32 protein-coding genes are annotated in these 22,965 nt (G+C 60.1%); 28 read left to right on the plus strand and 4 right to left on the minus strand.

All coding sequences use genetic code 11. The annotated features are described in order from the left end of the window. Positions 1-8: 8 nt before the first annotated feature. Both T8A63_RS02590 and T8A63_RS02595 read right to left on the minus strand, forming a co-directional pair. Positions 9-581: a hemerythrin domain-containing protein gene (locus tag T8A63_RS02590; RefSeq protein WP_322344907.1), complete on the minus strand. Its 573-nt coding sequence runs from the start codon at positions 579-581 to the stop codon at positions 9-11. A 15-nt stretch (positions 582-596) separates the two neighbouring features. Continuing rightward, positions 597-1,217, minus strand: a complete 621-nt coding sequence (locus tag T8A63_RS02595) for a TIGR02466 family protein (RefSeq protein ID WP_067622256.1) — start codon at positions 1,215-1,217, stop codon at positions 597-599. Between the two features lie 183 nt (positions 1,218-1,400). Between T8A63_RS02595 and rpmC the strand changes: the two genes are divergently transcribed. From rpmC to rpmD, 11 genes are all read left to right on the plus strand, one after another. Continuing rightward, complete coding sequence (rpmC, locus tag T8A63_RS02600) at positions 1,401-1,604, plus strand: 50S ribosomal protein L29 (protein WP_007118846.1); 204 nt, start codon at positions 1,401-1,403, stop codon at positions 1,602-1,604. A 14-nt stretch (positions 1,605-1,618) separates the two neighbouring features. Further along, a complete protein-coding gene (rpsQ, locus tag T8A63_RS02605) occupies positions 1,619-1,864 on the plus strand; it encodes a 30S ribosomal protein S17 (protein WP_067267977.1) in 246 nt (81 codons plus the stop codon). A gap of 63 nt (positions 1,865-1,927) precedes the next feature. Further along, positions 1,928-2,296: a 50S ribosomal protein L14 gene (rplN, locus tag T8A63_RS02610; RefSeq protein WP_005621870.1), complete on the plus strand. Its 369-nt coding sequence runs from the start codon at positions 1,928-1,930 to the stop codon at positions 2,294-2,296. Positions 2,297-2,298: 2 nt separating this feature from the next. Further along, positions 2,299-2,610: a 50S ribosomal protein L24 gene (gene rplX, locus T8A63_RS02615; protein WP_067267981.1), complete on the plus strand. Its 312-nt coding sequence runs from the start codon at positions 2,299-2,301 to the stop codon at positions 2,608-2,610. After that, positions 2,603-3,166, plus strand: coding sequence for a 50S ribosomal protein L5 (rplE, locus tag T8A63_RS02620; protein WP_067622246.1), 564 nt, complete (start codon positions 2,603-2,605; stop codon positions 3,164-3,166). Before rplX ends, rplE begins: the two co-directional genes overlap by 8 nt. Before the next feature lie 18 nt (positions 3,167-3,184). Then, positions 3,185-3,490, plus strand: a complete 306-nt coding sequence (rpsN, locus tag T8A63_RS02625) for a 30S ribosomal protein S14 (protein WP_007118851.1) — start codon at positions 3,185-3,187, stop codon at positions 3,488-3,490. A gap of 12 nt (positions 3,491-3,502) precedes the next feature. Next, positions 3,503-3,895: a 30S ribosomal protein S8 gene (gene rpsH, locus T8A63_RS02630; RefSeq protein WP_067622243.1), complete on the plus strand. Its 393-nt coding sequence runs from the start codon at positions 3,503-3,505 to the stop codon at positions 3,893-3,895. 10 nt (positions 3,896-3,905) lie between these two features. After that, the gene (gene rplF / locus T8A63_RS02635) at positions 3,906-4,439 is read left to right on the plus strand and encodes a 50S ribosomal protein L6 (RefSeq protein ID WP_067622240.1); all 534 of its coding nucleotides are present in this window, start codon (positions 3,906-3,908) and stop codon (positions 4,437-4,439) included. Between the two features lie 11 nt (positions 4,440-4,450). Continuing rightward, entirely contained in the window at positions 4,451-4,810 is a 360-nt protein-coding gene (rplR, locus tag T8A63_RS02640; protein WP_067622237.1) for a 50S ribosomal protein L18, read from the plus strand. A gap of 168 nt (positions 4,811-4,978) precedes the next feature. Next, positions 4,979-5,560, plus strand: a complete 582-nt coding sequence (gene rpsE, locus T8A63_RS02645) for a 30S ribosomal protein S5 (protein WP_067267992.1) — start codon at positions 4,979-4,981, stop codon at positions 5,558-5,560. A gap of 2 nt (positions 5,561-5,562) precedes the next feature. Continuing rightward, positions 5,563-5,751: a 50S ribosomal protein L30 gene (gene rpmD / locus T8A63_RS02650; RefSeq protein ID WP_007118856.1), complete on the plus strand. Its 189-nt coding sequence runs from the start codon at positions 5,563-5,565 to the stop codon at positions 5,749-5,751. Positions 5,752-5,832: 81 nt separating this feature from the next. Here the strand turns inward: rpmD and T8A63_RS02655 are convergent, their stop codons facing one another. Next, positions 5,833-6,375: a hypothetical protein gene (locus T8A63_RS02655; protein WP_150119956.1), complete on the minus strand. Its 543-nt coding sequence runs from the start codon at positions 6,373-6,375 to the stop codon at positions 5,833-5,835. A 276-nt stretch (positions 6,376-6,651) separates the two neighbouring features. On the opposite strand from T8A63_RS02655, the gene rplO reads away from it, so the two are divergent. From rplO to T8A63_RS02740, 17 genes are all read left to right on the plus strand, one after another. Further along, positions 6,652-7,134, plus strand: coding sequence for a 50S ribosomal protein L15 (rplO, locus tag T8A63_RS02660; RefSeq protein WP_067622231.1), 483 nt, complete (start codon positions 6,652-6,654; stop codon positions 7,132-7,134). A gap of 119 nt (positions 7,135-7,253) precedes the next feature. Further along, positions 7,254-8,636 (plus strand): preprotein translocase subunit SecY, encoded by a 1,383-nt coding sequence (gene secY, locus T8A63_RS02665; protein WP_067622228.1) that lies wholly within the window; start codon positions 7,254-7,256, stop codon positions 8,634-8,636. After that, positions 8,633-9,280 (plus strand): adenylate kinase, encoded by a 648-nt coding sequence (locus tag T8A63_RS02670; RefSeq protein WP_067622225.1) that lies wholly within the window; start codon positions 8,633-8,635, stop codon positions 9,278-9,280. Before secY ends, T8A63_RS02670 begins: the two co-directional genes overlap by 4 nt. A 261-nt stretch (positions 9,281-9,541) precedes the next feature. Next, positions 9,542-9,910, plus strand: coding sequence for a 30S ribosomal protein S13 (gene rpsM, locus T8A63_RS02675; RefSeq protein ID WP_007118860.1), 369 nt, complete (start codon positions 9,542-9,544; stop codon positions 9,908-9,910). Between the two features lie 15 nt (positions 9,911-9,925). After that, a complete protein-coding gene (rpsK, locus tag T8A63_RS02680; RefSeq protein WP_067622222.1) occupies positions 9,926-10,315 on the plus strand; it encodes a 30S ribosomal protein S11 in 390 nt (129 codons plus the stop codon). Positions 10,316-10,429: 114 nt separating this feature from the next. Then, positions 10,430-11,446 carry a DNA-directed RNA polymerase subunit alpha gene (locus T8A63_RS02685; protein ID WP_007118862.1) on the plus strand — a complete coding sequence of 339 codons (1,017 nt, stop codon included), beginning with the start codon at positions 10,430-10,432 and terminating at the stop codon, positions 11,444-11,446. Between the two features lie 163 nt (positions 11,447-11,609). Then, entirely contained in the window at positions 11,610-12,026 is a 417-nt protein-coding gene (rplQ, locus tag T8A63_RS02690) for a 50S ribosomal protein L17 (protein ID WP_300054741.1), read from the plus strand. A gap of 128 nt (positions 12,027-12,154) precedes the next feature. Further along, positions 12,155-13,528: a trypsin-like peptidase domain-containing protein gene (locus T8A63_RS02695; protein ID WP_322344908.1), complete on the plus strand. Its 1,374-nt coding sequence runs from the start codon at positions 12,155-12,157 to the stop codon at positions 13,526-13,528. A 1-nt stretch (position 13,529) separates the two neighbouring features. Continuing rightward, a complete protein-coding gene (locus T8A63_RS02700; RefSeq protein WP_322344909.1) occupies positions 13,530-14,837 on the plus strand; it encodes a replication-associated recombination protein A in 1,308 nt (435 codons plus the stop codon). Between the two features lie 31 nt (positions 14,838-14,868). Beyond that, positions 14,869-15,222, plus strand: coding sequence for a fluoride efflux transporter FluC (locus T8A63_RS02705; RefSeq protein ID WP_120351821.1), 354 nt, complete (start codon positions 14,869-14,871; stop codon positions 15,220-15,222). After that, entirely contained in the window at positions 15,219-16,265 is a 1,047-nt protein-coding gene (locus T8A63_RS02710) for an RluA family pseudouridine synthase (RefSeq protein ID WP_067622210.1), read from the plus strand. Before T8A63_RS02705 ends, T8A63_RS02710 begins: the two co-directional genes overlap by 4 nt. Further along, positions 16,262-16,945, plus strand: a complete 684-nt coding sequence (locus T8A63_RS02715) for an HAD-IA family hydrolase (protein ID WP_322344910.1) — start codon at positions 16,262-16,264, stop codon at positions 16,943-16,945. Before T8A63_RS02710 ends, T8A63_RS02715 begins: the two co-directional genes overlap by 4 nt. Then, positions 16,942-17,655, plus strand: a complete 714-nt coding sequence (locus tag T8A63_RS02720) for an ATP12 family chaperone protein (RefSeq protein ID WP_067622206.1) — start codon at positions 16,942-16,944, stop codon at positions 17,653-17,655. Before T8A63_RS02715 ends, T8A63_RS02720 begins: the two co-directional genes overlap by 4 nt. 193 nt (positions 17,656-17,848) lie before the next feature. Then, positions 17,849-18,865, plus strand: a complete 1,017-nt coding sequence (locus T8A63_RS02725) for an amino acid ABC transporter substrate-binding protein (protein ID WP_067622203.1) — start codon at positions 17,849-17,851, stop codon at positions 18,863-18,865. A 217-nt stretch (positions 18,866-19,082) separates the two neighbouring features. Continuing rightward, positions 19,083-20,297, plus strand: coding sequence for an ABC transporter permease subunit (locus T8A63_RS02730; protein ID WP_322344911.1), 1,215 nt, complete (start codon positions 19,083-19,085; stop codon positions 20,295-20,297). A 3-nt stretch (positions 20,298-20,300) separates the two neighbouring features. Then, entirely contained in the window at positions 20,301-21,599 is a 1,299-nt protein-coding gene (locus T8A63_RS02735; RefSeq protein WP_067627541.1) for an amino acid ABC transporter permease, read from the plus strand. 14 nt (positions 21,600-21,613) lie between these two features. Then, entirely contained in the window at positions 21,614-22,381 is a 768-nt protein-coding gene (locus T8A63_RS02740) for an amino acid ABC transporter ATP-binding protein (protein WP_067916165.1), read from the plus strand. A gap of 61 nt (positions 22,382-22,442) precedes the next feature. On the opposite strand, the gene T8A63_RS02745 is transcribed toward T8A63_RS02740, so the two are convergent. Then, positions 22,443-22,937, minus strand: a complete 495-nt coding sequence (locus T8A63_RS02745) for a SixA phosphatase family protein (RefSeq protein WP_322344912.1) — start codon at positions 22,935-22,937, stop codon at positions 22,443-22,445. Positions 22,938-22,965: the final 28 nt, after the last annotated feature.

Consider the following 22,965-nt stretch of genomic DNA (forward strand, 5'->3'; position numbering starts at 1 on the left):
GCGGTGCCTCAGATGTCGACCTGATAGACGCCCAATGCCTCGGCCAAGGCGGTCTCTTCGAATTTGAAATGCGAGCGCACCACTGCGACCAGTTGGTCGAATATCGCGCGGGTTTCGGCGAATTGTTCTGAGCTCGGTGCCTCGGTCAATCCGTCCGCCGCCGCGCCCAGCCGTTCGAGAAGCGCGTGAACGACCTCATGTTCGGCCCGCAGACGGTCCACGATTGCGCGCACCGGTTCTGACCCGCGCGCGAGCAGCTGCGGGAAAATGCTCTGTTCTTCGATATTGTGGTGCATCGTCAACGCCCAGCATTGCTGACCGCAGAGCGTTCCGGCGGCGGCGAAATTCTGGGCCATCTGGCTATGCAGGACGATATGTGCAAGCTCAGCCGGGGGCGCCTCTCCGGCCTCAATGCGGGTCATCACCTGAGCGATTTGTGATAGATCGCTGAGGTAGTGACGGTGGATCGCCGCAAGGTGCCGCCCAGCTTGTCGCTGTGCCTCGGTGACGTCGCCCATGTCGGGCAGGGGCGGGCGGGTCTCGGCGTCGATTGTCAGGTCCGACAGGGGGAGGGCGCTCACGTCCTCGGCCATCGGTCAGGCCCAGTTGTAGTTGAACGAGACCGAAACGCGGTCTTCTTCGATCATGTTCATCGGCACCTCATGGCGCAGCCAGCTTTCCCAGAGCAGCACGTCGCCCGCGTCGGGTGCGACATAGATGAAGGGGCGCAGCTCTTCGCGGGCGTCTTTCACCCGGCCCGGCGCGGCCATCATCATCGGCAGGCGCGGATCCTCGAAGCGGATCGCGCTGGCGCCTTCGGGCATGGTCACATAGGTCGTGCCAGAGATCACGGAGTGGGGGTGGATATGCGAGGTGTGGATGCCGCCTTCGGGCAGGATGTTCAGCCACAGGGAGTCTAGCACCAGCTTGCGCTCGCCCAGATCGAAGTCGAGATCCTTGGCAAAGGCGGCCACATGTTTGTCCAGCACCGCGACCAGATCCTTGAAGATCGGGAACCGGTAGGGCAGGTCATCCAGCGACGCATAAGAGGTGTAGCCCGCATAGCCGTTCTCTTCGCACCAATCCTGCCCGGCCTCATCATCCTCGGCGATCGAGAAACAAGAGGCGGCCAGTTCATCGGTGTCGATGGGTTTGCCATGGTCCGACAGGGCGGCGTGATAGAGGCGGGTGGCGAAAAGCGATTTGATGTTTGACATAGGCCCTTCTTATGCGGAACATGTTCCTATCGCCAGCGTCTTTCCCGCCTAATTCACAGGCGCCGGGCCATCGGGGGTTGCCATGTGCGACCTCAGCGCGTATTGGCACCTTTCATCATGAACTCCACCAGAATCATGGTCACCCTGACAGGGGCCTACTGGTGATGTTGAAAGGAAGAGGCCGTGAAAGCCAGCGAACTGCATGACAAGACGCCGGATCAGCTCCGCGACGAACTTGTGAACCTGAAAAAAGAATCCTTCAACTTGCGTTTTCAGCAGGCCACCGGCCAGTTGGAAAACCCCGCACGTCTGAAGACTGTTAAGCGTGACGTGGCCCGTGTCCACACCGTGCTGAACCAGAAAGCCGCTGCTGCGGCAGCCGAATAATAGGAGCCTGAAACATGCCCAAGCGTATCCTTACAGGCACCGTGACATCGGACGCCAACGCACAAACAGTTTCCGTTTCCGTAGAGCGCCGCTTTACGCATCCGGTTCTGAAGAAGACCATCCGTAAGTCCAAGAAGTACCGGGCTCACGATGAGAACAACACGTTCAAGGTGGGCGACACTGTGCGCATCATCGAATGTGCCCCCAAGTCGAAAACCAAACGTTGGGAAGTTCTGACTTCGGACAAAGCCGAAGCCTGAGCCCCTTAAACGAAACCCTGGGATGAGGGCCGCATCGCCCCCCAGAAGGTCGGGAGAAACCAAATGATCCAGATGCAGACCAACCTGGATGTTGCTGACAACAGCGGCGCGCGCCGTGTTCAGTGCATCAAGGTCCTGGGTGGTTCCAAGCGTAAATACGCATCCGTCGGCGACATCATTGTCGTCTCGGTCAAGGAAGCCATCCCGCGCGGTCGTGTGAAAAAAGGCGACGTCCGTAAGGCCGTTGTCGTTCGCACTGCCAAAGAAGTTCGTCGTGAAGATGGCACCGCCATCCGCTTCGACCGCAACGCTGCTGTTATCCTGAATAACAACAACGAGCCTGTCGGCACCCGTATCTTCGGGCCGGTAGTTCGTGAGCTGCGTGCGAAGAACTTCATGAAAATCATCTCGCTCGCTCCGGAGGTGCTGTAATCATGGCTGCTAAACTTCGCAAAGGTGACAAGGTCATCGTCCTGTCCGGCAAGGACAAGGGCAAGACGGGCACCATCTCGTCTGTTGACCCCAAGTCGAACAAGGCCATCGTTGACGGCGTGAAAATCGCCATCCGCGCAACGCGCCAGACACAGACATCTCAGGGCGGCCGCATCCCCAAGGCGATGCCGATCGACCTGAGCAACCTCGCATTGGTGGATGCCAACGGCAAAGCCACGCGCGTAGGTTTCAAAATCGAAGGCGACAAGAAAGTGCGCTTTGCCAAGACCACGGGGGACGTGATCGATGCTTGATACCGCAACCTACACACCCCGCCTTCAGGCCGAATACCGCGAGAAGATCCGCGCCGCCCTGAAAGAGGAATTCGGCTACAAGAACGACATGATGATCCCCAAGCTGGACAAGATCGTTCTGAACATCGGCTGCGGTGCCGAAGCCGTGCGCGACAGCAAAAAAGCCAAGTCGGCTCAGGAAGACCTGACCGCGATTGCAGGCCAGAAGGCTCTGACAACCGTGGCCAAGAAATCCATCGCTGGTTTCCGCGTGCGTGAAGACATGCCTTTGGGTGCGAAAGTTACCCTGCGTGGCGACCGCATGTACGAATTCCTTGATCGTCTGATCACGATCGCAATGCCCCGTATCCGTGACTTCCGCGGCATCTCGGGCAAGAGCTTTGACGGCCGTGGCAACTACGCCATGGGCATGAAAGAGCATATCGTGTTCCCCGAAATCGACTTCGACAAAGTTGACGAGACTTGGGGTATGGACATCGTGATCGCCACCACGGCGAAAACCGACGCTGAAGCCAAGGCGCTGTTGAAAGCTTTCAACATGCCCTTCAATTCATAAGCGCGGGAAGGATTAGAAATGGCTAAGAAATCCATGATTGAGCGCGAGAAGAAGCGCGAAGCACTGGTCAAAAAGTACGCTGAGAAGCGCGCGGCTCTGAAAGAGATCGTGAGCGACGAAAGCAAACCGATGGAAGAGCGTTTCCGCGCTTCCCTGAAACTGGCGAAACTGCCGCGCAACAGCTCTGCTGTGCGTCTGCACAACCGTTGCCAGCTGACGGGCCGCCCGCACGCCTACTATCGTAAACTGAAAATTTCGCGGATCGCGCTGCGGGATCTCGGCTCTTCGGGCCAAATCCCCGGCATGGTCAAGTCGAGCTGGTAAGGAGCGCATCAGATGAACGATCCTATCGCAGATATGCTGACACGCATCCGTAACTCTTCGCTGCGCGGCAAATCCACCGTCTCCACACCGGCTTCCAAGCTGCGTGCATGGGTGTTGGACGTGCTGGCCGACGAAGGCTACATCCGCGGCTACGAAAAAGTCACGGGCGCCGATGGCCACCCCGCCATCGAGATCAGCCTCAAGTACTACGAAGGCGAACCTGTTATTCGTGAACTGAAGCGGGTTTCCAAACCCGGTCGTCGCGTCTACATGGCCGTCAATGACATCCCCGTTGTCCGTCAGGGCCTCGGCGTGTCGATTGTCTCCACCTCCAAAGGTGTGATGTCGGACGCATCTGCACGCTCTGCCAATGTTGGCGGCGAAGTGCTCTGCACCGTATTCTAAGGAGAAGACAATGTCTCGTATTGGTAAGAAACCAGTCGCCATGCCTTCGGGCGTCTCGGCATCGGTGAGCGGTCAGACGATCGAAGTGAAGGGCCCCAAGGGCACCCGCAGCTTCCGCGCAACTGACGACGTGACCCTGACGGTCGAAGACGATGCAATCTCTGTGACACCGCGTGGCAAGTCCAAGCGCGCACGTCAGCAGTGGGGCATGTCCCGCACCATGATTGAAAACCTCGTGACCGGCGTCACCGAGGGCTTCAAGAAGGAGCTGGAAATCCAGGGTGTTGGTTATCGTGCGGCCGTCAATGGCAACACGCTGAAACTGAACCTCGGCCTCAGCCACGATGTTGACTACGTTGCGCCCGAAGGCGTCACCGTAACGGCACCGAAGCAGACCGAAATCGTTGTGGAAGGCATTGACGAACAGCTTGTTGGTCAGGTCGCCGCGAACATCCGCGCATGGCGCAAGCCCGAGCCCTATAAGGGCAAAGGCATCCGCTATAAGGGTGAGTTCGTGTTCCGCAAAGAAGGCAAGAAGAAGTAAGGAACGGAAAGATGGCAAACACCAAAAGACAGCTGTTCCTGAAACGCCGCATGCGCGTTCGGAACAAACTCCGCAAAGTGAACGCCGGGCGTCTTCGCCTGTCGGTACACCGTTCGTCCAAAAACATCTCGGCTCAGCTGATCGACGATGTGAACGGCGTGACACTGGCTTCCGCTTCCTCGATGGAAAAGGATCTGGGCGTTTTCGGCAAGAACAACATCGAAGCAGCGACCAAGGTCGGTGCCGCGATTGCCGAACGTGCCAAGAAAGCCGGCGTCGAAGAAGCATACTTCGACCGTGGCGGCTTCCTCTTCCACGGCAAGGTGAAGGCTCTGGCCGACGCCGCGCGTGAAGGTGGTTTGAAGATCTGATTGTGCGGTGCGTGGGCAACCACGCACCTGCTTTCATATGGAGGCTGTGCCCCGCGCATAGCTTTCCTGCGAAGAGGGCCGGGTTGGCCCTCTCGATGATCCGGGGGCCAAGGGCTCACCAGGATTGATCCTATGGGCCTCAGGGCCACAGAAAAAGGAAGATGCCAGATGGCAAGAGATGACAACCGTGGGGGCAACCGCCGCAACCAACGCGACGAAACCCCGGAATTCGCTGACCGTCTGGTCGCGATCAACCGCGTGTCCAAGACCGTTAAGGGTGGTAAGCGTTTCGGCTTCGCCGCACTCGTGGTCGTGGGTGATCAGAAAGGCCGCGTGGGCTTTGGTAAGGGTAAAGCGAAAGAAGTACCCGAGGCCATCCGCAAGGCGACTGAGCAAGCCAAGCGTCAGATGATCCGCGTTCAACTGCGCGAAGGCCGCACCCTGCACCACGACATGCATGGTCGCCACGGCGCAGGCCGCGTTATCATGCGTACAGCACCTGAAGGTACCGGTATCATCGCCGGTGGTCCGATGCGTGCCGTGTTCGAGATGCTGGGCGTGAAAGACGTTGTGTCCAAATCGGTCGGTTCGCAGAACCCCTACAACATGATCCGCGCCACTCTGGACGGTCTGAAGAAAGAGCAATCGCCCCGTTCCGTCGCGCAGCGTCGCGGCAAGAAAGTGGCTGACATTCTGCCCAAGCGTGAAGACAACGTAGAGTCCTCCGCACAAGTGGCTGAGGAGGCATAAGCATGGCCAAGACACTCGTAATCAAGCAGGTCGGCTCGCCGATCCGCCGCCCCGCCAAGCAAAAGGCAACTTTGGTTGGCCTGGGTCTGAACAAAATGGGTCGTACCCGTGAGCTGGAAGATACACCTTCCGTCCGCGGCATGATCAACAAGGTCTCGCATATGGTTGAGATCGTCGAAGAGAAAGGCTGAACTTTGGTTCAGCGGTAGGGTGGGGGACCACTCTACGAAAACGCCTCGCAGGGAACTGCGGGGCGTTTTGTTTTCTTTCGGTCAGTTCTGGGGCTCAAAACCAACTTGATCCCAAAGGAGTGTCCTTGCTTCCTCCCAAAGTTCTCTGTCATCAGGTTCGATATAGTCGAGGGCGCGATAAAGACGGTTTATGCCGGCATTCAGTTCGCCTTCTAAGATCAGGCACTTCGCCTCTTCCACCCATGCTGCGTTTCTTTTTGCTACCAAATTATTTGTCGCATTCTCCGCTGCGACGAGTTGATTTAGTAAGGCTCGGTCCCTCGCGATCACCTTCTGATCATCTCGGCGTGCATCGTAATAAGGTTCGTTCCCGCGGCGGATCAAATTGGACACCCGATTTGCGGTTTCGGCAAACGCTACGATTTTAGGAAGCGCTTCGGTGCAATCGCTTGCGTCCAGTAGGGCTTCATACTCATCTTCCATTGCTTCTAGGTCTTCCAGCGTTATCGGCTGGCTGTCTGAATCAAATATCTCATAACGCGACAAAGCAGTTTCGTCGTTTTCCGCAGCATGAATGGAACTCGCCATCAAAATGAACGGAAATAGCAATTCTCTTTTTCTCATAATCTCTCACACTATACTAAAACGCATGGGGTAAGATTGAACTTTAGTTGCGGGCCCTAGCAACCTCAAAGTTTCAGAGAGCTATCCGGGTTGGTATTACGTTGTAAAATTCTAACTGAATGCGAGTCTTGGCCGGGGCTCTGCCACCCCCCTTGTCACCCGCCACGCCATCCCCTATACGCCCCCGGTGGCCCGTGTTGGGTCGCAATGGAATCGCAACGCCGCGTTTGGCCACTCCCGTCGCTGGGGGCCATTTCCGGCATAAGGAGAAGCGACATGAAACTGCACGAACTTTCCGACAACGAAGGCGCAACCAAGAAGCGTATGCGCGTTGGCCGTGGTCCCGGCTCTGGCAAGGGTAAGATGGGTGGCCGTGGTATCAAGGGTCAAAAATCCCGTTCCGGCGTCAGCATCAACGGCTACGAAGGCGGCCAGATGCCAATCTACCAGCGTCTGCCCAAGCGTGGCTTCAACAAGCCAAACCGCAAATCTTTCGCTGTTGTGAACCTGGGCCTGATCCAGAAATTCATCGACGCCAAGAAGCTCGACGCCGGCAACACCATCGACGGTGCCGCCCTGATCGCGTCCGGTCTGGTCCGTCGTGAGCTGGACGGTATCCGCGTTCTGGCCAAGGGTGACATCACCTCCAAGATCGACCTGAACGTCGCTGGCGCTTCCAAGTCCGCCATTGAGGCGGTCGAGAAGGCAGGCGGCAAGGTGACCGTGACCGCCCCCAAGGCGGCTGAGGCATCCGAGTAAAGCGGCCTTAAGGCTTGTGAGCGGCGCGCCAGCCGCTTACATAACCTCAAGTTTTCCCGAACGCCGCCCGCCGGAAAACGGCCCGGGCGGCGTTTTCGCAACAAAAGAAGAGACCCCTCATGGTATCTGCCGTCGAAAACATGGCCGCGAACACGAGCTGGGCCGCATTGGGTAAGGCAACAGACCTGCGCAATCGGATCCTGTTCACACTCGGGCTGCTTATCGTTTACCGCCTTGGCACCTTTATCCCGGTGCCCGGCATCGACGGCGGCGCACTGCGTGACTTCATGGAGAGCGCGGGCCAAGGCATCGGCGGCATGGTGTCGATGTTCACCGGCGGCGCGCTTGGCCGGATGGGTATCTTCGCTCTGGGCATCATGCCCTATATTTCGGCCTCGATCATCGTTCAGTTGCTGACCTCCATGGTCCCGGCGCTGGAACAGTTGAAAAAAGAGGGCGAACAGGGGCGCAAGAAGATCAACCAGTACACGCGCTACGGCACCGTGGCGCTGGCGACCCTGCAGTCCTACGGTCTTGCGGTCAGCCTCCAGGCTGGTGACATCGTGGCCGATGGGCAGATGGGTTTTAGCTTCATCGCCGCCTGTATGATTACCCTCGTCGGCGGCACCATGTTCCTGATGTGGCTGGGTGAGCAGATCACCGCACGCGGCATCGGCAACGGCATCTCGCTGATCATCTTCGTCGGCATCATCGCCGAGGTTCCCGCCGCCATCGCGCAGTTCTTCGCTTCGGGCCGCTCCGGTGCGATCAGCCCTGCGGTGATCGTGGGTGTGCTGGTCATGGTGATTGCGACGATCATGTTCGTGGTCTTCATGGAGCGCGCGCTGCGGAAGATTCACATCCAATACCCCCGCCGTCAGGTCGGGATGAAGATGTATGACGGCGGTACCAGCCACCTGCCGGTAAAGGTGAACCCGGCGGGCGTGATCCCGGCGATCTTCGCCTCTTCTTTGCTGCTTCTGCCGGTTACCGTCAGCACGTTTTCGGGCAATTCCACCAGCCCGGTGATGTCCTGGCTTCTGGCGAACTTCGGCCCCGGCCAGCCGCTTTACCTGCTGTTCTTCGTGGCGATGATCGTCTTCTTTGCTTATTTCTATACCTTCAACGTCAGCTTCAAACCTGATGACGTGGCCGACAACCTGAAGAACCAGAACGGCTTTGTCCCTGGCATCCGCCCCGGCAAGCGCACCTCCGAGTATCTGGAGTATGTGGTCAACCGCATCCTCGTTCTCGGCTCGGCCTATCTGGCGGCGGTCTCTGTTCTGCCCGAGATTCTGCGCGGCCAGTTCGCCATTCCCTTCTACTTCGGTGGCACCTCGGTGCTGATCGTCGTCTCGGTCACCATGGATACGATCCAACAGGTTCAAAGCCATCTGCTGGCGCACCAGTATGAAGGTCTGCTTGAGAAGTCTCAGCTGCGCGGCAAAGGCGCGGGCAAAGGCAAAGGTACACGCAAGAAACGGAGCCCCGTACGTCGATGAATATTATCCTACTCGGGCCTCCGGGCGCAGGCAAAGGCACCCAAGCACGTCATCTGGTCGAGACCCGCAACATGGTTCAGCTTTCCACCGGCGACATGCTGCGTGAGGCCAAGGACAGCGGCACGGAGATGGGCAAGATCGTGGCCGATGTCATGGACCGCGGCGCGCTGGTCACCGATGAGATCGTCATCGGCCTGATCCGCGAAAAGCTTACCGACAAAGCCGAGCATGGCGGCTTTATTTTTGACGGTTTCCCCCGCACGCTGGCGCAGGCCGACGCGCTGGCCGATTTGATGCAGCAAGAGGGCCAGACCCTCGACGCCGTGATCGAGATGAAGGTCGACGATGAGGCACTGGTCGCCCGCATCACCGCACGCTCGACCTGTGCGTCCTGCGGCGAGGTCTACAACGACCTGACCAAGCCGATCCCCGAAGATGGTAAATGTAGCAACTGCGGCGGGACCGAGTTCAAGCGCCGCGCGGACGACAATGAGGAAAGCCTCAAAACCCGTCTGATGGCCTACTACAAACAGACCTCTCCGCTGATTGGCTATTACTATGCCAAAGAGATGCTCAGCGGTGTGAATGGTCTGGGTCAGATCGAAGAAGTCCGCGGCGCAATCGCGCAGATTCTCGATAAGTGATTTCCCGGTGGTGGGGGCAGGGGCGACGCCGCCTTTCGCTCCGCGCCGCCGATCCTACGGGAGTTTTGTGCAAGGCTTGACGCCCTGCGCAAAACCTCATAGTCACCCCTATCTCGCAAGAGAATCAAATTGCGGCAAGGGTTCCGCCCAGCCCCGCAAGATCACCTGATCAGCCTCAGCCCGATGGCCCAAACGCCTCGGGCTTGTGTTGTGAAAAAAGGGTCTGGAACGACGGACCCGCAACGAAAAGGAATAGCTAACGTGGCACGTATTGCCGGCGTAAACATCCCGACTGCAAAGCGGGTTCCAATCGCCCTCACCTATATCACCGGTATTGGCACCTCCTCCGCCAAAGCCATCTGCGAAGCCGTTGGCATCGACGCGACCCGTCGCGTTAACGAGCTGTCCGACGCCGAAGTTCTGGCCGTGCGTGAGCACATCGACGCCAACTACACCGTCGAAGGCGACCTGCGTCGTGACACGCAGATGAACATCAAACGTCTGATGGACCTTGGTTGCTACCGTGGCCTGCGCCATCGTCGTAACCTGCCCGTTCGTGGTCAGCGTACCCACACCAATGCTCGCACCCGCAAAGGCCCCGCAAAGGCCATTGCTGGCAAGAAGAAATAAGGGAGGGTCTGATCAATGGCACGCGATAAGACAAAGACCAAGCGTAAGGTCTCCAAGAACATCGCCGCAGGCGTGGCGCATGTGAACTCGAGCTTTAACAACACCAAGATCCTAATCTCGGATGTTCAAGGCAACGCAATCTCCTGGTCCTCCGCTGGCACCATGGGCTTCAAAGGGTCGCGTAAATCGACACCCTATGCCGCTCAGATGGCCGCAGAAGATGCTGGCCGCAAGGCGCAGGATCACGGCGTCAAGACGCTGGAAGTCGAAGTGCAGGGCCCCGGTTCGGGTCGTGAATCCGCACTCCGCGCTCTGGCGGCTGCCGGTTTCAACATCACGTCGATCCGTGATGTGACCCCGATGGCCCACAACGGCTGCCGCCCGCCCAAACGCCGCCGCGTTTAAGCTGGGACTGTTTTACATGGGGTCGCGCCTTGCGTGCGGCCCCATACCGCTTTTCAGAAACCTCGAGCGTTTGTGTCATTTGGACATGAGGCACAAACAAGGATGGAGGGACGCATGATCCACAAGAATTGGGCTGAATTGATCAAGCCGCAACAGCTTGACGTCAAGCCGGGCAACGACCCCGCACGTCAGGCGACCGTCATGGCCGAACCGCTGGAGCGGGGCTTTGGCCTGACCCTCGGCAACGCGCTGCGCCGCGTGCTGATGTCCTCGCTGCAGGGCGCGGCGATCACATCTGTGCAGATCGACAACGTACTGCACGAGTTTTCCTCCGTCGCCGGTGTGCGCGAAGACGTGACCGACATCATCCTGAACCTCAAGGGCGTCAGCCTGCGCATGGAAGTCGAAGGCCCCAAACGCCTGTCGATCTCTGCCAAAGGTCCGGGCGTTGTGACCGCCGGTGACATCTCCGAATCCGCCGGTATCGAGATTCTGAACCGCGAGCACGTGATCTGCCACCTCGACGATGGTGCAGATGTCTACATGGAGCTGACCGTCAACACCGGCAAGGGCTATGTCTCCGCAGACAAGAACAAGCCGGAAGATGCGCCCATCGGTCTGATCCCGATCGACGCGATCTATTCGCCGGTCAAGAAGGTCTCCTATGACGTGCAGCCCACCCGTGAGGGCCAGGTGCTGGATTATGACAAGTTGACCATGAAAGTGGAAACCGACGGCTCCATCACGCCGGATGACGCCGTGGCCTTTGCCGCGCGCATCCTGCAGGACCAACTGGGCATCTTCGTGAACTTCGACGAGCCGGAATCGGCGTCCCGTCAGGACGACGACGATGGTCTTGAGTTCAACCCGCTGCTGCTCAAGAAAGTCGACGAGTTGGAACTGTCTGTGCGTTCGGCAAACTGCCTGAAGAACGACAACATCGTCTATATCGGCGACCTGATCCAGAAGACCGAAGCCGAGATGCTGCGCACCCCGAACTTCGGCCGCAAATCCTTGAACGAGATCAAGGAAGTGCTGTCGGGCATGGGTCTGCACCTTGGCATGGATGTCGAAGACTGGCCGCCAGAAAACATCGAAGACCTCGCCAAGAAGTTCGAGGATTCGTTCTAAGAGACACGGACCCGGAAACTTTTAAAGTTTCCGGGCCGATTTCTTCAAAAGAAATCGGGCGCCGTTACGACCGGGCGTAAGCCCCAAGGAGAGCCCAAGACACGCATCGCGGGCCAGACAAAGCAAAACCGCCCGTAGAGGGCTTCACGATTGGAGTAAGACAATGCGTCACGCACGTGGATACCGCCGCCTGAACCGTACACATGAACACCGCAAAGCGCTGTTCTCGAACATGGCAGGCTCGCTCATCGAGCATGAGCAAATCAAAACAACCTTGCCGAAAGCCAAGGAACTCAAGCCGATCATCGAAAAGATGATCACGCTGGCCAAACGCGGCGATCTGCACGCCCGTCGTCAGGCCGCGTCGAAGCTGAAAGAAGACCAGTATGTCGCGAAACTGTTCGACATCCTCGGCCCGCGCTACAAAGACCGCCAAGGTGGTTACGTTCGCGTTCTGAAAGCTGGCTTCCGCTATGGTGACATGGCGCCTATGGCGATCATCGAATTCGTCGACCGCGACCGCGACGCCAAAGGCGCCGCCGACAAAGCGCGTCTGGCCGAAGAAGACGCCGCAAAATAAGATTTCGCAGATTGCGGAATGGAAAGCCCTGCCATTTGGCGGGGCTTTTTCGTTGTCGCGGCAGAGATTTCAAGATCATTCCGAAATGGGAGTTGCGCCAGCCGGGGCGGCTGCGCATATCTGACGGCATGAGATATTTGCTGATGATCCTAACGCTGCTTGCCGCCCCCCTAGCGGCGCAGCAGGTGCCCAGTTCCGCCGCGCAGATGCAGTTGAGTTTCGTGCCACTGGTCAAACAGGCCACCCCCGCGGTGGTCAACATCTACGCCCGCATCCTGACCAAGCCACAGCGCACGCCGCTTCAGGCCGACCCGTTTTTCGAACGGTTCTTTCGGGATCCCTTCTCAGAGCGGCCCCGCGTGCAGAATTCGCTCGGCTCCGGGGTGATTCTATCGGCGGATGGCATCGTGGTGTCGAACTATCATGTGGTGGGCACGGCGACCGATATCCGTGTGGTCCTGAATGACCGGCGCGAGTTCAGTGCCCATGTGCTTTTGGGGGATGCGGAGAGCGATCTGGCGATTCTCAAGCTGGAAGGCGCGGCGGACCTGCCGTTTCTTGAGTTGCGCGACAGCGACGCGGTGGAGGTGGGTGAGCTTGCCTTGGCCATCGGGAATCCCTTCGGCGTGGGGCAGACGGTGTCGAGTGGGATCGTCTCGGGTCTTGCGCGGTCGGGGGCGGCGGATAATGGCGGGCAGGGCTATTTCATTCAGACCGATGCGCCGATCAACCCCGGCAACTCGGGCGGGGCGTTGATTGACATGGCGGGGCGGCTTATCGGGGTGAACACCTCGATCTTGACGCGCTCGGGCGGCAGCAACGGCATCGGCTTTGCGATCCCCGCTGATCTGGTCGCGGCCTTTGTCGCGCAGGCCCGCGCGGGGGAGGTGGCGTTCAGCCGCCCTTGGGCGGGTTTGGCCGGGCAACCGGTGGATGCAGATATGGCCGGGCCGCTGGGGCTGGATCGACCGGGCGGGATCATCGTTTCGGGGCTGCATCGCGCCAGCCCCTTTAACGCGGCGGGGCTGCAGGTGGGGGATGTCATCGTCAGCGTCGATGACCAGCCGGTCAATACGCCGTCAGAGATGATCTACCGCATGTCGGTCGCCGGTCTTGGGCATTCCGCGCGTGTGGGCGTCAGGCGCGATGGCGTTCTGCAAGAGATGACGGTGGCGCTGATCGCCGCCCCGGATGAACCGGACCGGGCCGAGGTCACGTTGGGCACCCGGAGCCTTTTGCCCGGATTGCGCGCTGCGCGAATCAATCCGGCGGTGATTTCGGAACTGAACCTGCCGCTGGAAAGCAGTGGCGTCGTGGTCATGGATGCGGGCCGCTATGGCCCGCGTGTGGGGCTGCGGGATGGTGATGTGATCCTTTCGGTGAATGGGGTAGAGGTGGCAGAGACGCATAGTTTGGCCGCCCTGCTGTCGGGCGAGGTGCGGCGCATTCAAATGGTCATTCAACGCGGCGACCGGCGTGTCGCACTGCGGTTCAGGGGGTAGCGTGGCGGATCTGTTTGGTGACGGCGACCCAGCGGCAGAGGCTGGGCACCGCCCCTTGGCGGACCGGTTGCGGCCGCGCGCGCTGTCCGAGGTGATTGGGCAAGAAAAAGTGCTTGGCCCCGATGCGCCGCTGTCGGTGATGTTGGCCGCGGGCGCGCTGTCTTCGCTGATCTTCTGGGGGCCGCCCGGCGTTGGCAAGACCACCATCGCGCGGCTTCTGGCGGATGAGACCGATCTGCATTTCGTGCAGATCAGCGCGATTTTCTCGGGCGTGCCGGAACTGCGAAAGGTTTTCGACGCGGCCAAGATGCGGCGGCGGCAGGGGCAGGGGACGCTTTTGTTTGTCGACGAAATCCACCGTTTCAACAAGGCGCAGCAGGACGGGTTCTTGCCGCATATGGAGGATGGCACGATCCTTCTGGTCGGTGCCACCACCGAGAACCCGAGTTTCGAATTGAACGCCGCTGTGCTGTCCCGCGCGCAGGTGCTGGTGCTGGAACGCCTGCCGCTCACCGATCTGGAGCGATTGGCGGAGCGGGCCGAGCACGATTTGGGCAAGCCCCTGCCGTTGCAGCCCGAGGCGCGCGAGGCGCTTTTGGAGATGGCCGATGGCGACGGGCGGGCGCTGCTCAACCTGATCGAGCAGGTCACGGCGTGGAAAGGCGATGCGCCGCTCGACAAGGCGGGGCTGTCGAAACGGCTCATGCGGCGGGCCGCGCAATACGACAAATCGGGGGATTCGCATTACAACCTGATTTCCGCCCTGCACAAATCCATGCGCGGCTCGGACCCGGACGCGGCGCTTTATTGGCTGGGCCGGATGCTGGAGGGGGGGGAGGACCCGCGCTACCTGATGCGGCGCATTACCCGCATGGCGGTTGAGGACGTTGGCCTCGCCGATCCGCAGGCGCAGGCTTTCTGCCTTCAGGCGTGGGAGACCTACGAACGGCTTGGCAGCCCCGAGGGGGAGTTAGCCATCGCGCAGGCGCTGACCTATATCTGCCTCGCGCCCAAATCCAACGCCGTCTACAAAGCCTACAAGGGGGCCCGCAGGCTGGCCCGCAGCACCGGGTCAGAGCCGCCGCCCAAGCATATCCTCAACGCGCCCACTAAGCTGATGAAGGAGCAGGGCTACGGCAGCGGCTATGCCTATGACCACGACGCCGAAGACGGGTTCTCGGGGCAGAACTACTTTCCCGACACGATGGAGCGCCCCAGCCTTTACGAGCCGGTCGAACGTGGCTTCGAACGGGAGTTGAAAAAACGACAAGATTACTTCGCGGGGCTGCGGGCCAAGCGGAAAACTTGACTCCGGGCCGCGCCCGCGCGATGGGGTGTCGATGATGAAAACACTGATCATGGTGGCGCTCGGCGGCGCTCTGGGCGCGTGCTTGCGCTACCTTGTCGGTCTGACCGTCGGCTTCCCGCTGGGCACGCTGGCGGTGAATGTCGCGGGCTCGCTCGCAATTGGGGTGGTCTGGGTCGCACTGGCGGATAAGGCGCTGTTGCTGCCCTTTCTGATGACCGGCCTGCTGGGCGGCTTCACCACCTTTTCGGCGTTTTCACTCGACACGATGCGGCTGCTTGAGACAGGCCGCGCCGCTGTCGCATTTTCATATGTGGGGGCCTCGGTGATCTTGTCGCTGGCCGCCTGTTTGCTGGGCCTCTGGGTGGCCCGAGAGGTATTGGCATGAGCCGCGTACAAACCATTACCGTCGCCGAAGGCGATGGCGACCAGCGGCTTGACCGTTGGTTCAAGCGGATGTTTCCGCAGATCAATCAGGGGCTCATCGAGAAGATGTGCCGCAAGGGCGAGATCCGCGTCGATGGAGGCCGGGTCAAGGCCAATACGCGGCTCGAAGCCGGCCAAGAGGTGCGCGTGCCGCCGCTGCCCGACAGCGCCCCGCCGCCGCCGCCAAAGCGGACGCGCATTACCGATGCTGATGCCAAGATGATCCGCAACTGCGTGATCTACCGCGACGAGCATGTCATCGCGCTGAACAAACCGCCGGGACTGGCGGTGCAGGGCGGCTCAGGGCAGGCGGACCGCCATGTCGATGCGTTGTCTGAGGCGTTGATCTTTGACGCCGAGGAAAAACCGCGTCTGGTGCACCGGCTTGACCGTGATACCTCGGGCGTGCTGCTGCTGGCGCGGACCCGTCTGGCGGCCAAGGCGCTCACAGCGGCGATGCGGCACCGCGAGACGCGCAAGATTTACTGGGCCATCGTCGCCGGTGTGCCGACGCCGTACTTGGGCGAAATCAAATACGGTCTCGTTAAAGCTGGTGGTCATGGCCGCAGCGGCGAGGGCGAGAAGATGATCGCCGTGCATCCGCGCGATATGGATGACACGCCGGGCGCGAAACGGGCGCATACGCTCTATGCCACGCTGTTCCGCGTCGGCTCGCGCGCGTCTTGGGTGGCGATGGAGCCAGTCACCGGCCGCACGCACCAGCTGCGCGCGCATATGGCCGAGATCGGGCATCCGATCGTCGGCGATGGGAAATACGGCGGCTCGGGGCAAGAGAACCTCGGCGACGGCTGGGGCGCGCAACTGGGCGGGATCATCTCGAAAAAGCTGCACCTGCACGCGCGGATGATGCGGTTTGAGCATCCCCATACCCGCAAGACGGTTACCATCACCGCCGAGTTGCCCGAACATATGGCGCATAGCTGGGACACCTTTGGCTGGACCGAAGATCTGGCCGACGAAGACCCATTTGAGTCGCTGCAATGAGCAAGCCACTGCGTTTGGTGATCTTTGACGTCGACGGCACGCTGGTCGACAGCCAAGGCGATATCGTGGCCGCGATGACGGCGGCCTTTGCGGCTGTCGACGCGCCCGCGCCGAGCCGTGCCGAGATCCTGTCGATCGTCGGCCTGTCGCTTGATGTGGCAATGACCGTGCTGGCGCCCACACGCCCAACCGGCGATCACCTTGCGATGGTGGAGGCCTATAAGGCCGCCTATATGACCCTGCGGGCCGAGGCGGGCGTGGCGCAATCCTCGCCGCTTTATCCTGGCGCGCTGGACACGTTGCGGCGTCTTCATGGCGAGCCGGAGGTGCTGTTGGGCGTGGCCACCGGCAAGTCGAAACGCGGGCTTGATAAGCTGATCGCCGGGCACGGGCTGGGAGGGCTTTTCATCACGCAGCAGGTCGCAGATTTTCACCCCTCCAAGCCGCATCCGTCGATGATCCATCAGGCGATGGCCGATGCCGGGGTGGGGCCGGAGGCGACGGTGATGATCGGCGATACCTCTTTCGACATGGACATGGCCGCCGCCGCCGGGGTGACCGGGATCGGGGTCAAATGGGGCTATCACGGCCCGGAACGGTTGGCCGCTGCCGCGCATCTGGCTGAGGATTTCGCGGCGCTGCCCGCCCTGCTGGAACAAATCTGGAGCATTCCCGCATGAGTGACTGGAAAGCCAAACGCTTTTGGAAAGACGCCGCCGTGGTCGCGGTCGAGGACGGTTTCACCGTGGAATTGGATGGCCGCCGGGTGAAGACCCCGGCCAAGCGGCTTCTGACCCTGCCGACCCGCGCCATGGCCGATGCCGTGGCCGCCGAATGGCAAGCGCAGGAAAAGCAGATCGACCCCCGCACAATGCCGGTGACGAAAACCGCAAATGCCGCGATCGACAAGGTCGCGGTGCAAAAGGCCGAGGTCGTCGACATGCTGGCGGCCTATGGGGACAGTGACCTGCTGTGCTACCGCGCCGACAGCCCCGAAGAGTTGGTCGCCCGGCAGGCAGCGCAGTGGGATCCGATGCTGGATTGGGCGGCAGAGACACTCGGCGTCCGTCTGGAGCCGCGACAGGGTATCATGCATGCCCCGCAAACGCCCGAAGCCTTGGCCGAGTTGCACCGCCGGACGGCGCGGCTCGATGCGTTCGAATTGGCGGCATTTCATGACCTTGTCAGCCTCACCGGTTCGCTGATCCTTGGCTTTGCCGCGCTTGAACAAGCCTTTGACCCCGAAGAGATTTGGGCCTTGTCGCGGCTGGATGAGAATTGGCAGGCCGAGCAGTGGGGCCGTGATGACGTGGCCGAGCAAGAGGCCGAAATCAAGCGACAAGCGTTTTTACATGCATGTGCAATTATCGTGCTTTGCAAAGCTGCTTAACTTGATAAAAGCTTTGCCATGCGATGTGAAAACCCGCCCTGATTTTGCCCATCGCGCCCTTGACCTTCAAACCTGAATCCGCCCACACTGCTTTTCATTGAGCAGGGGGAACCCTGCGCAAGATCGCTTTCGGCGTCACCTGACGTCGGATTAACCGCCAGTGAACGTGGCGGACTATCAGGAAGAGGTAAAAATGAAAAAAACCGTAATTTTTGGCGCGCTGACCGTTGCTGGCCTTGCGGCCGGTGCTGCTGGTGCCGCCACGCTTGATGACGTCAAGGCCCGCGGCAAGCTGAACTGTGGCGTGACCACAGGCCTTGCTGGCTTTGCCGCGCCGAATGCTAACGGCGAATGGGAAGGTTTCGACGTGGCTGTGTGCCGTGCCGTTGCCGCCGCCGTACTGAGCGACAAGAACGCCGTGGAATTCGTGCCGACGACCGGCAAGACCCGCTTCACCGCGCTGGCCTCGGGCGAGATCGACTTCCTCGCACGGAACACCACATGGACCTTCAGCCGTGACACCGACCTGAAGTTCGACTTCATCGGCGTCAACTACTACGACGGTCAGGGCTTCATGGTCCCCAAAGCGCTTGGCGTTTCCTCGGCCAAGGATCTGGACGGCGCGACCGTCTGCATCCAGACCGGCACAACAACCGAGCTGAACCTCGCGGACTTCTTCCGCAAGAACAACATCAGCTATGAGCCGGTGCCTGTCGAAACCAACGCCGAAGGCCAGCAGCAGTACCTTGCCGGTGCCTGCGACACCTACACCACAGACGCATCCGGCCTTGCCGCGACACGCGCCACTTTTGAGAACCCCGGCGAGCACGTGCTGCTGCCCGAGATCATCTCGAAAGAGCCGCTCGGCCCGCTGGTCCGTCACGGCGACAACGACTGGGGCGACATCACCCGCTGGGTGCTGAACGCGCTGATCGCTGCTGAAGAACTGGGTGTCACATCCGCCAACATCGAAGAGATGACCGGCAACACCAACAACCCTGAGATCGCTCGTCTTCTGGGCACCGAAGGTACCTTGGGTGAGATGATCGGCCTCGACGCCGAATGGGCCAAGCGCGCCATCATGGCCGAAGGCAACTACGGCGAAATCTTTGCCAAGAACATCGGCGAAGAGACCCCGATCGGTCTGGCACGCGGGCTGAACGCCCAGTGGACAGACGGTGGCCTGCTCTACGCACCGCCCTTCCGCTAAATAGCAAGCCCAGGGGCGCAGGAATTCCTGCGCCCTTTGTGCCTCTGGGGGCGCGAAGTGCCTTTGCGACACGAAAAACGGTCTAAAAACGACTGACAAAACCCCAACGAGACAATAAAAGCCCACGATCGAAGAAACGATCAACGACCAAAAATGATTCGGCCAAGGTGCGCCAAATGCACCAATAAAAAACAAGCCGGAACACAGGGATACATACATGACGACATTCTCCGACCCTCCCAAGGAGTCGTTCCGGCCATCTATGCTGTTGAGCGACACCCGCTATCGGTCGATTACCTTTCAGGTTATCGCACTTGCGCTGCTGGTCACGGCGATCTGGTATCTGGGATCGAACCTTGCCGCGAACCTTCGCGCCGCCGGGTTGAACATCTCTTTCCAGTTCCTCGGTAACCCGGCGGGCTATGACATCAACCAAACGCTGATCCCCTATACCAGCCAATCGTCGAACCTTCAGGCGGCTTGGGTCGGCATCATCAACACGCTGCTGGTGTCCTTCCTCGCCTGCGTGACGGCCACGATCTTTGGCGTCATCGCCGGGGTTCTGCGCCTGTCGAACAACTGGCTCATCCGCAAGCTGATGGCAGGCTATGTCGAGATCTTCCGCAACATCCCGGTGCTGATCTGGATCCTGATCATCTACACCATCATGACCGCCGCGATGCCCGCGCCTTCGGCCTTCCGGGGCGATGATCCGGCGTCGAGCATGATGCTGGGGTCTTTTGCCTTTACCAACCGGGGCGTCTATATCCCCGGTCCGGTCTGGGGGCCGGGCTCGATGATCGTGGTGGCGACCTTTGTCGCCTCGGTGATCGGCGTCTTTGCCTACCGCCGCTATGCGACGAAACTGCTTTATGACACCGGTCGCCTGCTGCCGATGCTTTGGCCCTCGGTCGCGATCTTGTTGCTGCCGACGATCATCATGTTCTTCATCATGGGCATGCCGATCGGGCTGGATTACCCCGCGCTCAAAGGGTTCAACTTCCGCGGCGGCATCCAGATTGGTGCACCGCTGATCGCGTTGTGGTTCGCCCTGTCGATCTACACCGGTGCTTTCATCGCCGAGAACGTCCGCGCGGGCATTCAAGCGGTCAGCAAGGGGCAATCCGAAGCCGCTGCTGCCTTGGGGCTGCGGTCGGGCCGGATCATGAACCTTGTGGTGCTGCCGCAGGCGCTGCGCGTAATCATCCCGCCGCTGATCTCGAACTACCTCAACATCACCAAGAACTCCTCGCTGGCGATTCTCGTGGGCTATGCCGACATCACCGCCACGCTGGGCGGGATCACCCTGAACCAAACCGGGCGGGCGATCGAATGTGTCGTCTTGTTGATGCTCTTCTACCTCGTCATCTCGCTGGGCATCTCCATGGTGATGAACGTCTACAACAACGCAACGAAGCTGAAGGAGCGTTAAGCCATGTCAGACACACATGCTGAATCCATCGCCTTCGTGCGCGAAACCTCACTGCCGCCTTCGGCACCGCCGGACAAGGTGGGCGGCCCGGTAAAGTGGGTGAAAGACAACCTCTTCCCGACATGGGCGAATGCCCTGCTGACGGTGGTGGCGCTTTATTTCCTCTATCTCTTGCTGGCCGGCTCTCTGCCATGGCTGTTGAACGGCGTTTGGTCGGCAAGCAGCCTGTCTGAATGTCGCGAAGTACTGGACGGGGCTACGGGCGCCTGTTTCTCGGTGCTGAGTGAGCGTTGGCATCAGCTCCTATTCGGGTTCAAATATCCCAGTGATCAATACTGGCGTCCGACCCTCGCGTTGGTGCTGCTGTTCCTTGCGGTGGCCCCCGTGCTCTTCATCGACCTGCCGCGCAAGCTGCTTTATTTCACTGGCGTCTACCCGTTTCTGGCCTTCTGGTTGATCTGGGGCGGTCCAATCTGGGGGCCGATCTTTGCCCTCTTGGGGGTGATCGCGGGCTATATCGTCTATAGCCGTCTGGTGCAGAAAAGCTTTGCCATGGCGCTGGCGGGCGGCCTCGTTGCTGCGGTGATCGTCTGGTATATCGGTGGCTTCATCGGGGAGGCTTTGCGCCCCGCCTCGCCACTGCTGCAAGCGATCCCCAGCCGCGACCTTGGTGGCTTCATGCTGAATATGATGCTGGGTATCACCTGTGTGTCACTGTCGCTGCCGATCGGAATTGCGCTGGCTTTGGGGCGTCAGTCTCACCTGCCAATCGTCAAAGGCATCTGCGTGGTCTTTATCGAATTCGTCCGGGGCGTGCCATTGATCACGCTCTTGTTCGTGGCGAACGTGATGCTCGCCTATTTCTTCCCGCCGGGCTCGGGCGTTGACCTCTTCATCCGTGTCGTGATCATGATCACCATGTTCTCTTCGGCCTATATCGCCGAGGTGATCCGGGGCGGTCTGGCCGCGCTGCCAAAGGGCCAATACGAGGCCGCCGATAGCCTTGGCCTTGATTACCCGCAGGCGATGCGGCTGATCATCCTGCCGCAGGCGCTGAAGATCTCGATCCCGGGCATCGTCAACATCGCGGTAGGCCTGTTCAAGGACACCACGCTGGTCTCGGTGATCTCGCTCTTCGATATCATCGGCATGATCCGCGGCCCGATCTTGGCCTCGACCGATTGGAACGGCGTCTACTGGGAGCTTTTCCTCTTTGCTTCCGTGCTGTTCTTCATCGTTTGCTACGGCATTTCTCAATACTCGCAGTGGCTGGAACGCCGTCTTGCGACTGACCATCGTTAAGGGAGGGTTCTCGCATGGCTGAGACCGCACAAATGAAAGTATCCGACGAAGTCGCGATTCGGATCGAGAACATGAACAAGTGGTATGGCGCGTTCCACGTGCTGCGCGACATCGACCTGACGGTGCACCGGGGCGAGCGTATCGTGATCTGCGGGCCTTCGGGTTCGGGCAAGTCGACGCTGATCCGCTGCATCAATGCTTTGGAAGAGCATCAGAAGGGCACCATCGAAGTCGATGGCACGCTGCTGAGTTCGGACCTCAAGAACATCGACAAGATTCGCTCCGAGGTCGGCATGTGCTTTCAGCACTTCAACCTCTTCCCGCATCTGACGATCCTTGAGAACTGCACGCTGGCGCCGATCTGGGTCCGCAAGACACCCAAAAAGGAAGCCGAGGAAACGGCGATGCACTTCCTTGAAAAGGTGAAGATCCCCGATCAGGCCAATAAGTATCCCGGTCAGCTTTCGGGTGGTCAGCAGCAGCGTGTGGCGATTGCCCGCTCGCTCTGCATGCGCCCGCGCATCATGCTTTTCGACGAGCCGACATCGGCGCTTGACCCTGAGATGATCAAGGAAGTGCTCGATACAATGATCGAGCTTGCCGAAGAGGGCATGACGATGCTCTGCGTGACCCACGAGATGGGCTTTGCCCGTCAGGTGGCGAACCGGGTGATCTTCATGGACGAAGGCCAGATCGTTGAACAGAACGAGCCGGAAGCCTTCTTTAACAACCCACAGAGCCCGCGCACACAGCTTTTCCTGAGCCAGATTCTGGGTCACTGATCCGCGCTACGCCAGTACCGTGAACTAAACGCCCCGGCCAATCGGTCGGGGCGTTTGCGTTTCAGACCAGTTGCTTCGGCACGGTAAAGGCGTGCAGCGCAGCGCTACCGGGGGCGAGGTCGGCCCAACTGTCGATATCGAAATCCATCACCGTGGTCGCGCCGGAAGGATAGCGGTCAAAGGCATCCTGATCGGGCGTCTGCTGCAACAGCAGCGCTGCGGCAGCGGCAATACCGGGGTTATGCGCGACAAGCAGCAGGGTGTCGCCAGACGCCCGCTGGCGCAGGTTTGCTATGATCTCATTGGGTTCGGCGAGGTAAAGTTGGCGGAGGTGTTCCACCGCGCAGCTTTCAGGCAGGTTCAAAAGCGCGCAGGTTTCGCGCGTGCGCGCCGCCGTGGAGCAGAGCCCCACATCAGGCACAAACCCTTCCGCCCGTAGCCAATTGCCAAGCGCTTCGGCAGCGCCACGCCCACGGGGGTTCAGGGGGCGATCATGATCGCTGGTGCCGTGAGACCAGTCCGATTTCGCATGTCGCATTAGGATCAGGCGGCGCATGTCATTCCTTTCACTGCTCGGCCCATCA

This window comes from Sulfitobacter sp. OXR-159, assembly GCF_034377145.1.
In the GTDB taxonomy this organism is placed as follows: Bacteria; Pseudomonadota; Alphaproteobacteria; order Rhodobacterales; family Rhodobacteraceae; genus Sulfitobacter.

Excerpts from the sequence above, each read along its gene's own strand:
- secY (WP_067622228.1), top strand. The coding sequence starts at position 7,254 with ATGGTATCTGCCGTCGAAAACATGGCCGCGAACACGAGCTGGGCCGCA.
- rplF (WP_067622240.1), top strand. The coding sequence starts at position 3,906 with ATGTCTCGTATTGGTAAGAAACCAGTCGCCATGCCTTCGGGCGTCTCG.
- T8A63_RS02745 (WP_322344912.1), bottom strand. The coding sequence starts at position 22,937 with ATGCGCCGCCTGATCCTAATGCGACATGCGAAATCGGACTGGTCTCAC.
- T8A63_RS02715 (WP_322344910.1), top strand. The coding sequence starts at position 16,262 with ATGAGCAAGCCACTGCGTTTGGTGATCTTTGACGTCGACGGCACGCTG.
- rpsK (WP_067622222.1), top strand. The coding sequence starts at position 9,926 with ATGGCACGCGATAAGACAAAGACCAAGCGTAAGGTCTCCAAGAACATC.
- T8A63_RS02720 (WP_067622206.1), top strand. The coding sequence starts at position 16,942 with ATGAGTGACTGGAAAGCCAAACGCTTTTGGAAAGACGCCGCCGTGGTC.
- rpmD (WP_007118856.1), top strand. The coding sequence starts at position 5,563 with ATGGCCAAGACACTCGTAATCAAGCAGGTCGGCTCGCCGATCCGCCGC.
- rplO (WP_067622231.1), top strand. The coding sequence starts at position 6,652 with ATGAAACTGCACGAACTTTCCGACAACGAAGGCGCAACCAAGAAGCGT.
- T8A63_RS02655 (WP_150119956.1), bottom strand. The coding sequence starts at position 6,375 with ATGAGAAAAAGAGAATTGCTATTTCCGTTCATTTTGATGGCGAGTTCC.
- rpsN (WP_007118851.1), top strand. The coding sequence starts at position 3,185 with ATGGCTAAGAAATCCATGATTGAGCGCGAGAAGAAGCGCGAAGCACTG.
- T8A63_RS02595 (WP_067622256.1), bottom strand. The coding sequence starts at position 1,217 with ATGTCAAACATCAAATCGCTTTTCGCCACCCGCCTCTATCACGCCGCC.
- T8A63_RS02685 (WP_007118862.1), top strand. The coding sequence starts at position 10,430 with ATGATCCACAAGAATTGGGCTGAATTGATCAAGCCGCAACAGCTTGAC.
- rplQ (WP_300054741.1), top strand. The coding sequence starts at position 11,610 with ATGCGTCACGCACGTGGATACCGCCGCCTGAACCGTACACATGAACAC.
- rpsQ (WP_067267977.1), top strand. The coding sequence starts at position 1,619 with ATGCCCAAGCGTATCCTTACAGGCACCGTGACATCGGACGCCAACGCA.
- rplR (WP_067622237.1), top strand. The coding sequence starts at position 4,451 with ATGGCAAACACCAAAAGACAGCTGTTCCTGAAACGCCGCATGCGCGTT.
- rplN (WP_005621870.1), top strand. The coding sequence starts at position 1,928 with ATGATCCAGATGCAGACCAACCTGGATGTTGCTGACAACAGCGGCGCG.
- rpsE (WP_067267992.1), top strand. The coding sequence starts at position 4,979 with ATGGCAAGAGATGACAACCGTGGGGGCAACCGCCGCAACCAACGCGAC.
- T8A63_RS02670 (WP_067622225.1), top strand. The coding sequence starts at position 8,633 with ATGAATATTATCCTACTCGGGCCTCCGGGCGCAGGCAAAGGCACCCAA.
- rplE (WP_067622246.1), top strand. The coding sequence starts at position 2,603 with ATGCTTGATACCGCAACCTACACACCCCGCCTTCAGGCCGAATACCGC.
- T8A63_RS02740 (WP_067916165.1), top strand. The coding sequence starts at position 21,614 with ATGGCTGAGACCGCACAAATGAAAGTATCCGACGAAGTCGCGATTCGG.
- rpsH (WP_067622243.1), top strand. The coding sequence starts at position 3,503 with ATGAACGATCCTATCGCAGATATGCTGACACGCATCCGTAACTCTTCG.
- T8A63_RS02695 (WP_322344908.1), top strand. The coding sequence starts at position 12,155 with ATGAGATATTTGCTGATGATCCTAACGCTGCTTGCCGCCCCCCTAGCG.
- T8A63_RS02730 (WP_322344911.1), top strand. The coding sequence starts at position 19,083 with ATGACGACATTCTCCGACCCTCCCAAGGAGTCGTTCCGGCCATCTATG.
- T8A63_RS02705 (WP_120351821.1), top strand. The coding sequence starts at position 14,869 with ATGATGAAAACACTGATCATGGTGGCGCTCGGCGGCGCTCTGGGCGCG.
- T8A63_RS02710 (WP_067622210.1), top strand. The coding sequence starts at position 15,219 with ATGAGCCGCGTACAAACCATTACCGTCGCCGAAGGCGATGGCGACCAG.
- T8A63_RS02725 (WP_067622203.1), top strand. The coding sequence starts at position 17,849 with ATGAAAAAAACCGTAATTTTTGGCGCGCTGACCGTTGCTGGCCTTGCG.
- rplX (WP_067267981.1), top strand. The coding sequence starts at position 2,299 with ATGGCTGCTAAACTTCGCAAAGGTGACAAGGTCATCGTCCTGTCCGGC.
- T8A63_RS02735 (WP_067627541.1), top strand. The coding sequence starts at position 20,301 with ATGTCAGACACACATGCTGAATCCATCGCCTTCGTGCGCGAAACCTCA.